The organism is Chitinophaga sp. 01L420, from assembly GCF_056399985.1.
The window spans coordinates 254,101-268,765 of sequence record NZ_JBFTSK010000008.1 but is presented as its reverse complement, the minus strand read 5'-3'; the positions used below and the strand labels follow the sequence as shown (position 1 = coordinate 268,765).

The following is a 14,665-nucleotide window of genomic DNA, read 5'->3' as shown; positions in this document are numbered from 1 at the left end:
TTTTTCCAGGCGGTCCCTTATTTTAAAACCCAGACTGCTACCACAGTCTTCAATTATATAAAACGTTTTTCATGAGTGCAATTTGATTTGGGAAAGGAAGGGACCATCTTTTTAGATGGTCCTTATTTAAACCTCCCTAATCACTTGCCGGGAAGAGACATACGATGGATCGGACATACTAAAAAACGGGGGCTGTTTTTCCAGGCGGCCCCATTCCATAACTACCATGGTAACACTGTCAATGGCAGCGGTTACTGCAACATAGCTCATTTTTGAGGTGGACGTAAATCGATATATAGGGGGCTGTTTATCAAGACGGCCCATTATTTAAACCGGGTTTATATGAAAAATGAAAGATTTGGCTATAACTTCGTTATGATCACTTCTCTGATAGCAGGTGATAAAAAACGTAGTAAAACCCGGAAATCATGCAATATCGTCTCCTCGGAAAATCAGACCTCTCTGTCAGTGAAATCGGATTTGGCTGCATGTCGCTTGGCAAAGAGGATGCAGACAATGCACGTCTTATTCACCATGCACTTGACCAGGGCATTAATTTCTTTGACACCGCAGACCTGTATGAACACGGACAGAATGAAATAACGGTAGGAAAAGCATTGCAGGCGAAACGATCAGCCGTGATCATTGCCAGCAAAGTAGGCAATCAATGGAAAGAAGATGGCAGTGGATGGAACTGGAATCCGGGTAAAGAGTATATTATAGCAGCTGTGGAAGCTAGTCTGAAACGCCTGCAAACAGATTATATTGATTTGTATCAGTTGCATGGTGGTACCCTGGAAGATCCGATAGATGATACCATCGCTGCCTTTGAAACCCTGCAACAGCAGGGAAAGATAAGGTATTATGGTATTTCTTCGATCCGGCCCAATGTGATCCGTGAATATGTAAAGCGCTCCCATATAGTGAGCGTGATGATGCAATATAGTCTGCTGGATCGCCGCCCCGAAGAAAGCAGTTTCCCACTGTTGCTGGAAAACAACATCGGCGTACTGGCCAGGGGAAGTGTGGCCAAAGGATTGCTGGTGAACAAACCCGCTGCGCCTTATCTAAACTATACAGCAACAGCCGTGGCGGCCGCTGCTGCTGCGATTAAAAAAGTCAGTACCCCGGCGCGTGATGCGGCACAAACAGCGCTGCGCTTTGTATTACAGCAGCCAGCTGTCAGCAGTTCTATTGTAGGTATACGTACGGCAGCGCAACTGGAAGATGCACTCCGCGCTGCGCAGGCGCCCGCATTACAGTCGGAAGAAATAGCCGCATTACAGCAGGTCGTTCCCATAAACAGGTATGATCAGCACCGTTAAGAAAAATTACGAATTACGAAGTTGTGGGAAGATCGTAAAAACGATGACCGGTATTCGCTCTTACCTTCTCACAACTCCGTAATTCGTAATTCTCAATTCGTAATTCATTTACCTGCTCCCTGTTTACAGGCTGCTGCATTATTATTGTACCGCGTTTAAAGCTCCATGTATGCAAAAATTAAAGGTGGGGATGTTACTTTTTCCTGAATTGACCATCCTCGATTTCACTGGTCCCTATGATGTATTTATTAAAGCCCCCTGCTTTGAAGTCCTGATTGTAGGACTCAGCAAAAGCCCGATCCGCGCGGAGGGTGGACTATCACTACAACCGGATATCGCGATGGCTGATTGCCCTCAGCTGGATATCATTTTTGTGCCGGGTGGACGCGGTATCAATTCATTACTCACCAATCAGCCACTGTTGCAGTTTCTGCGTGACCAGGGTATGAAAGCAAAATATATTACATCTGTATGCACTGGCGCATTGGTGCTGGCTGCCGCTGGTCTGCTGGAAGGATATAAAGCTACTACCCACTGGCGTTCACTGGAATTATTGCGGATGTTTGGTGTGGAAACGCTGGAAGAGCGGGTGGTACGGGATCGCAATCGTATTACCGGTGGGGGTGTTACCGCCGGCATCGATTTCGGATTAGTGCTGACCGCATTAATAGGCGGAGAAGAATTGGCAAAAGTGATCCAGCTGCAATTGGAATATAACCCGGCGCCTCCGTTCAGGGCTGGATCTCCACATACTGCCGGATTACCGGTACTGCAAAAAACAAAAGAAATGACCCAGCTGACGCTGGAAGTAAGAAAGAAGATTATCCGGCAACTATTACAGGATCAGGCTTCCTCATCAATTGGGCTGACCTGATTGCGCGTACTTCTCTTAAACTGATCATCTTATCCTGTTCCGGATCCCACACTTTCAGGCGGAAACAGGCGCGCACATCCCGGAAACTCAGGGTGGTGGTTTTGGCATTTTGTAATGCCGGTATAGCATGCATTACTTCCGGTAAACGATAAAAAGGAATACGTGCATTCAGATGGTGAATATGATGATAACCGATATTGCCGGTAAACCACTTCATGGCAGGATTCATGACCATATAGCTGGAAGAAAGCAACGCAGCCTTGTCATAACACCATTCCTTGTTTACATTAAAGGTGACACCAGGAAAATTATGCTGGGCATAAAAGAGATAGGCGCCCAGTCCGCAGGCGATGGTAAAAGGGATTAAAATAAACAGCAACCAGCTTTCCCATCCCAGGAAATACACTACTGCTACGCTGCCACCCAGGTGGATAATCAGGGCTAGTAAGGAATCCATGTGTTTACGCGGACTGCTCACAAATGACTGTACACACATGCCGAGCATAAACATCGATAAATAGCCTGCCGCAATGGTTATTGGATGGCGGCTGAACAGGTAAGTGCGCCTTTCTGCCGGCGTAATGGATTCAAATTTCTTGCGTGTAATGATGGGGTAGGAGCCTATGCTGGCACTGAAAAGTTTTGAGTTGTGCTTATGATGATAATCGTGAGAACGCTTCCAGATACTGGATGGGGCCAGTACATATACACCAAAAAAGACCATGATCACTTCCGCTACCTTCGATTTATGCAGGATAGCATGATGCTGATGATCATGATAAATAACAAACATTCTTACTATCAGCAATCCGGAAAGGAGGCTGGCAAGAATTCTTAATACCAGGTAAGGAAATACCAGTGTGCCTGTCAGTGATAAAACCAGCAGTAATAATGTCGATAATGTGAAAAGCCAGCTTTTGGCTCTCTCTTCGCGCGCATATGGCTTGGTAGCCAGTATCAGTTCTTTACCTTCCAGCATATCGTTGTAGGATAATCTTATCTAATGTTTGTTGATGTATGATTGAATGTTAAATAACAGCAGGACGTTTATGTTTCCACCGTTTGTGTGACCACAACCAGGTTGCAGGCTGAGCAACAATATCTTCCTCTAGTTTACGTGTATGTGCCGTTGTAATCGCTCCGTCTTTTTCTTCAGCCGGAGTGGCAGTCAGCATTTCTGCTGTTACCGTGTAATAGCCTCTTTTTTCACGTTGCACTGTTACATATACTACCGGATAGTTCATTTTCTGCGCTATTTTTTCAGTACCCTTGAATACCGGGGTGTCCTGATGCAGAAAATTGAGCCATTGGGCGGTTTTAGGCTGCGGAGCCTGATCCGCGATGAAAGCAGTTGCATTTACTTCACCACGGTTTTGTACCATATCCCGGAAAGTATCCTGCATGGCAATCAGCTTGGTGCCGAAGCGTGTGCGCATGCGGTACATCAGACCGTTAAAATGTTTATTCGCCAGCGGATGATAGATGACATATAGCTGTTGACGGCACAATATACTGAATGTATTGCCAGCCCATTCCCAGTTTCCCTTATGTCCCATTACCAGCACGGCGCTCTTTTTTTCCGCTTCCAGCTTGTTAAACAGCTCCAGGGTAGCAGGTGTAAAGCTGCAATGCTTTACCATAGCCGTTTTGCTGATGGTGAGCGTTTTAAATGTTTCCAGGAAGAGGTCGCAGAGGTAATGATAGAAATCTTTGCAGATGCGGTTAATTTCCGCATCACTCTTTTCAGGAAAAGAATTGCGCAAATTTTGAAGTACTACCTTTTTACGGTAGCCCATCACATAAAATAACAACACATATACTGCGTCAGACACCAGGTAAAGTACACGGAATGGCAGTAGCGACAGCGCGTAAATCAGTGGTAACAGTAAGTAGTAGGCAATTGCAGACAATGTGGCACAGGTTTTTGATACTCCTAAAAGTATTATTGAAAACGTAAATATATATTTTAAAGAACACTTTTCATAGTATCTATGAAAAAAACGATGCATCGGTTCATTTAGTATCTTTATCAAGTAGTCTTGTGTAAACTTTAACAGATACAAATGAAGACCATATTTCCCTTTATAAAATACTGCTGCCTGCTGGCAGTGATTGGCGGCTTTGCTTATTGCGCGCGTAACCCATATGCCAGTACCAATAAGGTGTACAGGCAGCAAGCCAAATCCTATGCGAAAGCATTGCGGCAGCAACCCGGGGAATTGTCCGGCGCCAATGGCGTAGCTGCTCCCTTGTGGGTGGGTACGGTCAATTTTAATATGCGTAAACCCAGCATAGTTATCATTCATCATACAGCTCAGAATTCATGTGAACAAACACTGAAGACGTTTACCATGGAAAAAACACAGGTAAGCGCCCATTATGTGATATGCCGCAATGGAGCCATTCATCATATGCTGAACGACTATCTCCGTGCCTGGCACGGCGGTGTTGCCAAATGGGGCAACCTCACGGATATCAATTCTTCTTCCATCGGGATAGAACTGGACAATAACGGAAAGGAACCTTTTGATCCCGCCCAGATCAGCAGTTTGCTCGTATTGCTCGATACGCTGCAGCATCGCTACAATATTCCCACTGCCAACTTTATAGGTCATGGTGATATTGCTCCCGGCAGGAAAGTAGATCCCAGTGCTTTCTTTCCCTGGCAACAACTCGCAGAAAAAGGCTTTGGCCTTTGGTATAAAGACACCACCGCCACCGCAGTGCCTGAATCTTTTAACACATTACTGGCACTCCGCATCATCGGATACGATATAAAAGATTCTTCCGCCGCCATCATGGCCTTTAAACGCCACTTTATGCCAACGGACAGCCTGCCGGGTCTGAGCGATGCCGGAAAGAAAATACTACTCAATCTGCAGCAGCAATATCAATGACCTGTTAGGAAGACACCCTACTTTACTTTTACCCCTACGCGAACCACAGAGTTTATTTTGTGGAATGAGATAAATATGTTATTTTAATAATGAGTTAGCACGATAACCAAAATCAAAGAGATCATCTAATAAGGACTTGTTATATACCTATTCTCCAACCCTTATCTTAATCTATACTTGTTATGAAGCGTACAATTAAATTCCCGTTACTGCTTTTGGCAGCCAGCACCCTTTTGCTCTGTATTCCCCGCCACCATGTTAACGCCGCACACAGCATACTCTCAAAAGACTCCTCCTGCCTCGTGAAAACCGAGGTGAGCTATGATTTTGCAGATAATATGCATAAAAAAGTGAATGACGTTATTGAAGACAAACTCGCCGGCGGTATTGAAGAAGGCGGTAAAATTACCTGGGAAAATTCTCCCGGCGCGCCGGAATACTACCAGGTGATATTGCGCAAAACCAAAGTATCTATCAAATACAAAGGCACTGCTTGCCAGGATCGCCAAATCTGGCAAAATATTGAAGACTGTAAAGCAGAATTGAAAAAACTGCTGAATATTCAAACTGCTGCAACGAAATAAACCAACCATGCCCGGGAGATATTACATCTCCCGGTGTTTTATTTACTCGCATTACTTCCTCTTGTTTCCTCCTGCATTCTTTAAATCTATTTAGTCTATAAATTTTGTAGATTAATAATAGTGCCTTACTTTTGCCTCGATATCACACCAATCATCATACGCCAACAACTAAATGCCAAAATCGGAAACGGGTGTAACGGGATAACCATTCTCCGCAAAGATCTAAGTCAATATATAAACCAAGTACTAAGCATGAATTACGTAAAAAGGCTGTTATGCCTGCTGCCAGTTTTACTGTGGCTGCAGCAGAGTATTGCCCAGGAAATCAGGGTCAGCGGAGTCGTTACTTCCCGCTCCGATGCACAGCGTGTACCCGGCGCCATCATACAGTTGAAAGGAAAAAGTCATGGTACGCAAACAGATCCGGATGGGAAATATACCATCAGCGCAAATGTAAATGACACATTACAATTCTCGTCCCTTGGCTTCCAGACCGCATTTGTAGTAGTAGGCAACAGCCGGGTCATTAATATCTCCTTAGAAAACAGCAACCGGAAACTGGATGAAGTAGTTGTAACAGCACTCGGTATTTCCAGGGAGAAAAAATCACTGGGCTATGCGGTACAGGAATTAAAATCGAAAGATATTTCTGAAGCCAAAGAAACCAACCTGGTAAACGCTTTATCCGGAAAAATAGCAGGAGTGCAGGTGACCAACAGTCAGGGTAACCTCGGCTCTTCCCGTATTGTGATCCGTGGTGAGACTTCGATTGCAGGTAATAACCAACCATTATTTGTACTGGATGGTGTACCGGTAGATAACAGTCAGCTGGGAATAGGTACCGGCCGCGATTTTGCCAATGCCATCTCCGACATTAACCCGGACGATGTGGCGTCTATCAGCGTGCTGAAAGGCCCTAACGCAGCGGCATTATACGGCTCACGCGCCTCCAGTGGCGTAATCGTTATTAAAACAAAAACCGGAAAAGATACCAAAGGCGGTATGGGCGTAACAGTTAACTCCGGTGCTACCTTCGATAAATTATTGATCCTGCCTGATTTTCAGAACTCCTACGGGCAAGGTTCCGGCGGACAGTTTTCTTATAAAGATGGTAAAGGCGGCGGTATCAACGATGGCGTAGATGAAAGCTGGGGCCCAAAACTGGATGGCCGGCTTATTCCGCAATTCTTTTCTAATGGAGAAGCAGTACCGTTTGTAGCACATCCGGATAACGTGAAGGATTTCTACGTAACCGGTTATACGTTGAACAACGGTTTATCCGTTGGTGGCTCCAATGAAAAACTGGACTATCGCTTCTCTTATAACAACACCAAACAAGAAGGTATTTTGCCTAACACAGGTATTACCCGTAATACTTTTACAGCCAGCAATACTTTCCGCCTCACACCAAAGCTGACCCTCAGCACCTATGCCAATTACGTGCGCAGCGCCGCCGATAATTTGCCTGGTGTAGATGGCAGACGCGGTAACAGCGTAACCCTTCAGTTTATCTGGTTCGGCCGTCAGGTGGATGTGAGCAAACTGAAGAACTATAAAAATGCAGATGGTACCGACTTTAACTGGAACCATAGCTACTATAGCAATCCTTACTGGATCCAGAATGAAAATACGGTGGGCATGCTGCGTAACCGATTCCTCGGTAACGCCAGATTATCCTATCAGGTACTTGACTGGCTGACCGCTAATCTGCGTGTTGGTACAGATTATTATACCGACAGACGTAAGTATAAAATCGCTTACTATACCAATGGTACACCATTTGGTTCCTACACGGAAGATGCTTACACGGTGAATGAAACCAATGGCGAATTCACCTTGAACGCAAAGAAAAAAATAGGCAGCGATTTTGATTTCGATATCCTGGCCGGCGCCAACCTGCGTACCAATCAACTGGAGCAGAACTACCAACAGGCGCCTAAGCTGGCCGTGAAAGATGTGTATACACTGAATAATTCACGCGATCCGTTTTTATCTACCAGCTTGCTCAACAAACAAAAAGTATACAGCGGATTTGCAGCAGCACAGATAGGCTTCCGCAACTATGCCTTCGTTAACTTAACGGCACGTAACGACTGGTCTTCCACTTTACCGCCCGGTAGCAACTCCTACTTTTATCCTTCAGCCAACGCCAGCGTGGTGCTCACAGAGGCCCTGCACATACAAAGCAAGGCGCTTACCCTGCTGAAAATACGTGGTGGCTGGGCACAGGTAGGAAAGGATACAGATCCTTACCAACTGGTAAATACATTCCCCTTCAATCAACCGTTTGGTGCCAATCCACTGCTGACAGTATCAGATAAGTTTTTAAATAAAAACCTCAAACCGGAAATTACTACCTCCACAGAATTTGGTGTGGAAGCAGGTTTCCTGGATAACAGGTTAAGACTGGACGTCACCTACTATAGCTCTAATAGCCGCAACCAGATTCTGCTGGCGGACGTAAGTCCTACCACCGGCTATCTGAAAAAATTACTGAACTCCGGCGAAATCAGTAACCATGGGGTAGAAGTAATGCTGGGACTAACGCCCATCACTACACGCTCCGGCTTCCGTTGGGATGTGAATGTGAATTACGCACGTAATGTGAGTAAAGTGTTAGCATTGGATGCAGATGGATTTTTGACCAACTATGTACTGGGTAGTTCCGGCAATATACAAGTACTGGCAAGTAAAGGTCAGCAGTATGGTGCATTATATGGTACTGCCTACAAAAGAGATAGTGAGAACAGGATATTAGTGAATGCAGACGGCACGCCATCTGTAGATCCCAACAAAAAAATATTGGGTTACTACACACCAAAATGGACAGGTGGTATTAATAACAGCTTTACTTTCAAAGGCTTTAATCTGAGCTTCCTGATAGATACCAAACAGGGAGGATCTATCTGGTCCGGAACCAATTCTACCGGGATGACTACAGGTGTACTGGCAGCTACTATGCCGGGCCGCGACCAGGAAAATGGTGGGTTACCTTACTACGTAGAGGGCAAAAATAATATTCCGTTACCGGATCATAACGCTACCGCACCGGGTGGTGCAGCGGTAAAACATGATGGGATCATCTTTGATGGTTATACCGCAGATGGTAAAAAGAATACCACCATTCTTCCTGCAGCCAGCTACTACAAGGCAGTATACAGCGGCAATCTGAATGAGAGCGCGATATACGATGCGTCCTTTATCAAGCTGCGCGAAATTAAACTTGGGTATACACTRCCCGCCTCTATTGTAGGCAGATGGGGATTACAGGCGGTGAATATTGCGCTGGTGGCCAGGAATCTGGGATACCTGCAAAAACATGCGCCCAATATCGATCCTGAAACGGCATTTAACACCGGTAATGGCCAGGGATTGGAAACATTGCAAATTCCTACTACGCGCAGCTTTGGCTTTAACCTGAATGTTTCATTTTAACTATTGACCGATCATGAAAAAGTTGTTGATACCTTTCTATATCATATTTGCTGCTACCTTACTGGCCAGTTGCCAGAAGGAGCTGGAGCGCACCAACAAAAATCCAAATGAACCTACCTCCGCACAACCGGACTACCTGTTGAGCAATGGAATAAAATCCAATGTGGATACCTATTGGGGTCCTGATGCCACTATGGAAACATCCTTGCTGTATGTGCAGTATTGGGCAAAAATCCAGTATCCTGATCCTGACAGTTATAAACCAGCATCTACCAGCATACAAACCGTGTGGAGCAATTTTTACGCACAGGGAGTACAGGATTTTACCACGCTGGTGCAGTTGGGTGATAGTCTGCATAATCCCAATTATAGGGCTGTAGGCGTGATTATGCGTAGCTGGATATTTCAGCAGTTAACAGATTTGTATGGAGATATTCCTTATTCTCAGGCTGGTAATATTGAGAAATATCTTACACCTGCATATGATAGTCAGCGGGTAGTGTACAGAGGTTTGTTAGCGGAACTAAAAGGAGCCGTACAGATCATTTCTCCTACAGATAATCCCATATTGGGTGATGTGCTGTTGCAGAACGATCTGAAAAGCTGGAAAAGATTCGCCAACGGTTTACGTTCCCGTATTGCACTGCGTATTGCAGATCGTGATCCGGAAGCAGCTAAAGCGGTATTTGCAGAGCTGGCGGCAGAAGGCAACTTCTTATTGGGGCCTAACGACCCTGAGATAAAACTGAATTACCTGGCTTCTCCTAACCAGAATCCGGTAGGAAGAAACAGGGAAACAAGAAATGATTATCGCATCAGTAAAACAGTGGTGGATAAATTGAAAGGACTGAACGACCCACGCTTAAGTATATACGCCGCATTACCAACAGAACCAGGTTCTACTAACTATGTGGGCGTTACCAATGGTCTGACAGCGGATTCTGCTTCCCGACTTGGTTTCACTAAGACCTCCGATATTGGTGCTGTATTCACTGCTACCCTGGCACCGGCATGGTTATTTACTTATTCAGAACAGTTGTTTATCCTGGCAGAAGCAGCGCAGCGTAACCTCATCAGTGGCAATGCTGCAGATCTGTATGCACAGGCTATCCGCGCTTCTTTCAAACAATACGGCATCACTGGCAAACCGGTAGACGATTACCTGGCGCAGGCAGCCGTTGCTTACGATGCGAATAACTATAAGAAATCAATCGGTGAACAGAAGTGGCTGGCGCTTTTCAGCGAAGGTCTGGAAGCATTTGCAGAGTGGAGAAGACTGGATTATCCACAACTTACACCTGCTTATACCGGTGCATTGCAAGGAAAAATGCCGTTGCGTTTAACGTATCCTTCCAGTGAGCAGGCGTTGAATGGAAATAGCTATAAAGCTGCAGTAGCAAGGCAGGGCGCTGATCTGCTAACCACTAAGGTGTGGTTTGATGTGTACTAACAGGAATTGCGAATTATGAATTACGAATTACGGAGTTGTGAGAAGATAGTAAACGCGATGATCGACATTTGCTTTTATCTTCTCACAACTCCGTAATTCGTAATTCTTATTTTTTCGCCCTGTAGCGCATAATTTCAACACCCGCTTCTATCACGGGACCTATGCCGTGAAAATCGTTTAACTCCGTTGGGCGGTTATAGTAAAAAGAAAGATCGGCAGAGGTATTTGTACCGATACATACATCTTTCAGTTGTCCGTCTTCCTGTATTTTTTCCTTTACCAATCCTTCCCAGCCACGTTCCGCAATAGTGATATAGCGTTTGTCGAGCCAGCCTTCATTTACAGCCCGGGCAATGGAATACACAAACATCGCAGTGCAGGAAGTTTCTGTGTAAGAGTCCGTGCGATCCAGTACCTGGTGGAACAGTCCATTAGCGCCCTGATATTTTGCCACACCCAGTATCTGTTGGGTGAGGTCGGCGATCACTTCGTTTCTGCCGGGATGATTAGCTGGTAAGCTATTCAGTAGTTGTACTTTGGCCAGCATGATCCAGCCGTTGGCACGACCCCAGTGAGCCACGCCCTGTCTTTTCAGATCTTCGTAATAGTAGTGCACATATAATTCTGTGCGGGTATCCCAGAGGTAGTGGGTGAAATGTTTGATCTGCGCTACCGCATCGTCAAAGTAGGCGTTGTTGTTGGTGAGCTTTCCCATGCGTGCGAGAAAGGGCACACTCATATACAGGTCATCTCCCCACAAGGTCCATTTATAGGGGTTTGGCCGGCATAACGTGCCATCAGGCAGCCTTTCCTGTATCTTGCTGATATGATTGGCTGCTTTGTCGATATAGGCCCTGTAATCGTTTCTTTTTACGGTATTATATACATCCAGCAGACTGGCCCCCATGGAGCCGCAATCATCCAGCACCCGGGTATTGATCAGCTGATTGAATGGAAAGTTTTTGTATTTCACGCCTTTTTTGCTGAGTGCTTCGAAATAAGCATAGTTGTCGAATGCAAATGCCACATGTTTCTGCGCAAACGCATTGTATTTTTCGTCTTTGAGGTAATTACCCAAATCTATCATGGCAATGTTTAATACGCCATTGGGGTAGTGCCATTCACTCAGGTGATCTGAGATGGAGGCTTTGACGCCGTCCGGAATTTCCTTGCTGGTATTCCAGCTCTGGTTGTTATCACCTGTAAACTTGAAGGCAGCGTGTGCAATGGCGTAATCTGCTACTTTTTTTACCACCGCAGCATCTGCGGAGTTGTCCTGCGTACGGCCGGCAAAGGGTGTGGCCAGTCCCAGGTATAACAGGAATGTCAGTTTTTTCATAAATAGTACGTGGTTTATGCTTAACAATATAGTGCGCTTTCATCATTTGTGCAAACGATTGCATAAAAAATAATTGGTCATCTATATAAATTATTTTAATTATGTGTTTGAGAATGATTAGTTTTAGTTTAATCGGGTCATGCTGAAAAAACGGTATTGACCCCACGAAGAAGTAACGATCATGAAAAGCGTATTTTTATTCCTAACGGTAACCATCCTGTCCGCCTGTCATCAGAATAAACCGGAAGAGCCGGATACGATGCCGGTAGCAGCACCCTCAGAAACCATTCAACCACTCACCGCAGCAGATGACTCTATGCAGGAGCCCCACCGCAGCCGTAACATTTCCTGGGAGCAGGTGGAAGTATTCGAGTTTTCAAAGGCACTGATCAATAACAAAGTGCCCCTGTTTACTAACCGGCAACGCCTGGAAAGCAGCATCGGAGCGGCAGACAGTATTGTTTCTACTCAGAATGAAGACATCTGCGGGTCACAGTTCGACGAGGACTTCAGCTATTTTTATAAAGAAGGTTCTACGTTTGAACTCTGCAGGGATTCCATTGCCTGCGAGGAATTCGTGTTTACAACGAATCAGATACTGACTTTGGGTAAGGTATCCTTCTCCCGTAATACCACCTGGGAAGACGTGAAAAAAATGTTTCCAAATGCCGTATTACAGGCGGAAAATGAAGGAAAATCAGATATGGTTACCCTCCGGGACTCTTATAGTAAAGACAGCGACAGCAGCGTGCAGCTATATTTCGAAAACGGAAAGCTGGCACGCGTGGTGAACTTTATTCCCTGTTAATAACGGGTCGCCTCAACCGCATCTTCAAAAGCTGATACATCTCCGGATATTTTGTTCCAGGTGAACAAATCGTGATTCCTTTCCTTATTTTTGATGATAATGCTTTCGGAAGGGTTACATATGGAGGGTGCATGGAGAATGCTGCTGAACGGCCAGCAGGCCGCAATGCTGCTGTTATATGATGCGCATTATATAGGCATGTTTAATTATGGGGTGAAGCTCACCGGCAACCGGGAACGGGCTTCAGAATGTATTACCCAGGTATTGCTGGACCTGTGGGACAAACGCAACACATTGCCCGAAGTAGAAAATGTACGCGCCTACCTGCTCACCTGCATCCGTCATAAACTGATGGCTGAAATGAAAGCCGACCGCCGCCGGGAACAGCGACACCACGCTTTTGAAGCCGGCCGGGAACAAACAGAAGTAGCTTATGAACAGCTGCTGATTTCCGCACAATCCGATAAAGTATTGAAACAGCGTCTGGAAAAAGCGCTGGCCAAACTGGCTCCCCGGCAACTGGAGCTGCTGCGCCTGCGCTATTTTGAAGACAGAGATTATGATGAGATAGCTGTTATTTGTAATGTAACAAAACGAACCGTCTATAATAGTATCCACGATGCCATCAAAATTTTGAGGGCAGAACTCAGTACCGACGGCGAGGACTATACTTATCTGTACAGCATTCCCCTCCTTGTTCTATTCATGTTGACCCTTCAATAAAAAAAATATTGTTTTACAGTAGTAAAAAGAACAACCCGTGTTCTCTATAGAAAAAGGATGGATGTTTTATGTCTGATTTTCAGGACTACCATAGTGAAGATTTTTTACAGGAGCCTTCTTTCTGCCGGTACTGTACCGGCACAGATGCCCGTGCTGTCAGCTTCTGGGAATCCTGGATCATAGCACATCCGGAAAAACAGGCAGCAGTGAAAGAGGCGAAAGCCTTATATTATATGCTGAACGGCAATATTACGGCCCAATCTTTCTCGCAGCAACGCCAGCGTTTTGAACAAGCTTTCCAGCAACACCTGGCTACAACGCCTGTCAGAAGGATATCGCCGGTGTGGAAAATACTGGCCCGCGCCGCAGTGATAGCTCTGCTGATCAATATCGCAGGATTTGCAGTATACCAATACAAAAAACAAAACCGCATCCGGAATTACAGCAGTCTGTCTGGCGAAAGAAAATCTTTTCAGCTCCCGGATGGCACCAGCGTAATGTTGAATGCCAATAGTCATATTACCATCGCCCAACATTTTAATAAAGAAGCCCGCGAAGTTACATTGGTCGGGGAAGCCTTCTTTGACGTAGCAGCAGCGGCTAACAAGCCCTTTATTGTACACACAAAGAAAATGGATATACGCGTACTGGGAACTTCTTTCAATGTACGCGCCTACCCGGAAGACAAAGTGGTAGAAACCGCCCTGATCAAGGGAAAAGTGGAAGTCACCATTCACGGTGAACAAAACCGGAAAATCATCCTGCAACCGACGCAAAAAATTGTGATCGGGGTGGTGGCAGCGAGTCATATTACCGCACCATCGGCCACCATCGGCAATGTGGTGCTGAGTCCGCGCGATAGTGCTGCGGTAGAAACTTCCTGGAMGCGCAATCGCCTTGTACTTACTGATATGCCGTTAGGTACTGCCGCCGTGGAAATGAGCAGATGGTATGGTGTGAAAATTAAAGTCGATAGTACGATTGCTAATAAATACAGGTATACCGCCACGTTTGAGAAAGAAACAGTAGAACAGGCATTGAAGGCCATGCAAGCCTCTGTGCCATTTAATTACAGAATTGAGAACAATGAAATATTTATCAGCCAATAAAAAAAGAAGATGACAACTTATCAAGACCAACCATTTTCTAAACAGTAAAAGGGAACGCCTGAGCGCTCCCTCCAGTTAAGTAAAGGAAACAGGGCTTTTGCCGGGCGTCTGTTTCCCATTA

Annotated in this window: 12 protein-coding genes; 9 read left to right on the top strand and 3 right to left on the bottom strand. The window is 45.5% G+C overall.

Features of this window, described 5'->3' with window-relative positions; all coding sequences use genetic code 11:
- The first annotated feature begins 428 nt into the window (after nucleotides 1-428).
- Together AC1DP6_RS11130 and AC1DP6_RS11125 are read left to right on the top strand one after the other, a co-directional pair.
- Nucleotides 429-1,325 carry an aldo/keto reductase gene (locus AC1DP6_RS11130; protein WP_477054857.1) on the top strand — a complete coding sequence of 299 codons (897 nt, stop codon included), beginning with the start codon at nucleotides 429-431 and terminating at the stop codon, nucleotides 1,323-1,325.
- Nucleotides 1,326-1,494: 169 nt separating this feature from the next.
- Complete coding sequence (locus AC1DP6_RS11125) at nucleotides 1,495-2,199, top strand: DJ-1/PfpI family protein (RefSeq protein WP_477054856.1); 705 nt, start codon at nucleotides 1,495-1,497, stop codon at nucleotides 2,197-2,199.
- On the opposite strand, the gene AC1DP6_RS11120 is transcribed toward AC1DP6_RS11125, so the two are convergent.
- Together AC1DP6_RS11120 and AC1DP6_RS11115 are read right to left on the bottom strand one after the other, a co-directional pair.
- The gene (locus AC1DP6_RS11120) at nucleotides 2,147-3,178 is read right to left on the bottom strand and encodes a fatty acid desaturase family protein (protein WP_477054855.1); all 1,032 of its coding nucleotides are present in this window, start codon (nucleotides 3,176-3,178) and stop codon (nucleotides 2,147-2,149) included. The genes AC1DP6_RS11125 and AC1DP6_RS11120 overlap by 53 nt on opposite strands.
- Nucleotides 3,179-3,227: 49 nt before the next feature.
- The gene (locus AC1DP6_RS11115) at nucleotides 3,228-4,109 is read right to left on the bottom strand and encodes a lysophospholipid acyltransferase family protein (RefSeq protein ID WP_477054854.1); all 882 of its coding nucleotides are present in this window, start codon (nucleotides 4,107-4,109) and stop codon (nucleotides 3,228-3,230) included.
- Nucleotides 4,110-4,262: 153 nt separating this feature from the next.
- On the opposite strand from AC1DP6_RS11115, the gene AC1DP6_RS11110 reads away from it, so the two are divergent.
- The 4 genes from AC1DP6_RS11110 (at nucleotide 4,263) to AC1DP6_RS11095 (ending at nucleotide 10,565) form a co-directional block, all read left to right on the top strand.
- Nucleotides 4,263-5,096 carry an N-acetylmuramoyl-L-alanine amidase gene (locus AC1DP6_RS11110; RefSeq protein WP_477054853.1) on the top strand — a complete coding sequence of 278 codons (834 nt, stop codon included), beginning with the start codon at nucleotides 4,263-4,265 and terminating at the stop codon, nucleotides 5,094-5,096.
- A 182-nt stretch (nucleotides 5,097-5,278) separates the two neighbouring features.
- Nucleotides 5,279-5,680: a hypothetical protein gene (locus AC1DP6_RS11105; RefSeq protein WP_477021326.1), complete on the top strand. Its 402-nt coding sequence runs from the start codon at nucleotides 5,279-5,281 to the stop codon at nucleotides 5,678-5,680.
- A gap of 252 nt (nucleotides 5,681-5,932) precedes the next feature.
- Nucleotides 5,933-9,115 carry a SusC/RagA family TonB-linked outer membrane protein gene (locus AC1DP6_RS11100; RefSeq protein WP_477054852.1) on the top strand — a complete coding sequence of 1,061 codons (3,183 nt, stop codon included), beginning with the start codon at nucleotides 5,933-5,935 and terminating at the stop codon, nucleotides 9,113-9,115.
- Nucleotides 9,116-9,128: 13 nt separating this feature from the next.
- On the top strand, nucleotides 9,129-10,565 hold the full coding sequence (locus tag AC1DP6_RS11095) for a SusD/RagB family nutrient-binding outer membrane lipoprotein (protein ID WP_477021328.1): 1,437 nt from the start codon (nucleotides 9,129-9,131) through the stop codon (nucleotides 10,563-10,565).
- A 106-nt stretch (nucleotides 10,566-10,671) separates the two neighbouring features.
- On the opposite strand, the gene AC1DP6_RS11090 is transcribed toward AC1DP6_RS11095, so the two are convergent.
- Entirely contained in the window at nucleotides 10,672-11,904 is a 1,233-nt protein-coding gene (locus tag AC1DP6_RS11090; protein WP_477054851.1) for a glycoside hydrolase family 88/105 protein, read from the bottom strand.
- Between the two features lie 181 nt (nucleotides 11,905-12,085).
- On the opposite strand from AC1DP6_RS11090, the gene AC1DP6_RS11085 reads away from it, so the two are divergent.
- The 3 genes from AC1DP6_RS11085 to AC1DP6_RS11075 all read left to right on the top strand — a co-directional run bounded on the left by AC1DP6_RS11085 (nucleotide 12,086) and on the right by AC1DP6_RS11075 (nucleotide 14,544).
- Nucleotides 12,086-12,712 (top strand): hypothetical protein, encoded by a 627-nt coding sequence (locus AC1DP6_RS11085; protein ID WP_477021330.1) that lies wholly within the window; start codon nucleotides 12,086-12,088, stop codon nucleotides 12,710-12,712.
- Between the two features lie 99 nt (nucleotides 12,713-12,811).
- Complete coding sequence (locus AC1DP6_RS11080) at nucleotides 12,812-13,435, top strand: RNA polymerase sigma factor (protein WP_477054850.1); 624 nt, start codon at nucleotides 12,812-12,814, stop codon at nucleotides 13,433-13,435.
- Nucleotides 13,436-13,503: 68 nt separating this feature from the next.
- A complete protein-coding gene (locus AC1DP6_RS11075) occupies nucleotides 13,504-14,544 on the top strand; it encodes a FecR family protein (protein ID WP_477054849.1) in 1,041 nt (346 codons plus the stop codon).
- Nucleotides 14,545-14,665 lie beyond the last annotated feature (121 nt).

Bases quoted from the DNA above. Each gene is read 5' to 3' on its own strand.
- AC1DP6_RS11130 (WP_477054857.1), top strand. From the start codon at position 429: ATGCAATATCGTCTCCTCGGAAAATCAGACCTCTCTGTCAGTGAAATC.
- AC1DP6_RS11125 (WP_477054856.1), top strand. From the start codon at position 1,495: ATGCAAAAATTAAAGGTGGGGATGTTACTTTTTCCTGAATTGACCATC.
- AC1DP6_RS11120 (WP_477054855.1), bottom strand. From the start codon at position 3,178: ATGCTGGAAGGTAAAGAACTGATACTGGCTACCAAGCCATATGCGCGC.
- AC1DP6_RS11110 (WP_477054853.1), top strand. From the start codon at position 4,263: ATGAAGACCATATTTCCCTTTATAAAATACTGCTGCCTGCTGGCAGTG.
- AC1DP6_RS11105 (WP_477021326.1), top strand. From the start codon at position 5,279: ATGAAGCGTACAATTAAATTCCCGTTACTGCTTTTGGCAGCCAGCACC.
- AC1DP6_RS11095 (WP_477021328.1), top strand. From the start codon at position 9,129: ATGAAAAAGTTGTTGATACCTTTCTATATCATATTTGCTGCTACCTTA.
- AC1DP6_RS11090 (WP_477054851.1), bottom strand. From the start codon at position 11,904: ATGAAAAAACTGACATTCCTGTTATACCTGGGACTGGCCACACCCTTT.
- AC1DP6_RS11085 (WP_477021330.1), top strand. From the start codon at position 12,086: ATGAAAAGCGTATTTTTATTCCTAACGGTAACCATCCTGTCCGCCTGT.
- AC1DP6_RS11080 (WP_477054850.1), top strand. From the start codon at position 12,812: ATGCTTTCGGAAGGGTTACATATGGAGGGTGCATGGAGAATGCTGCTG.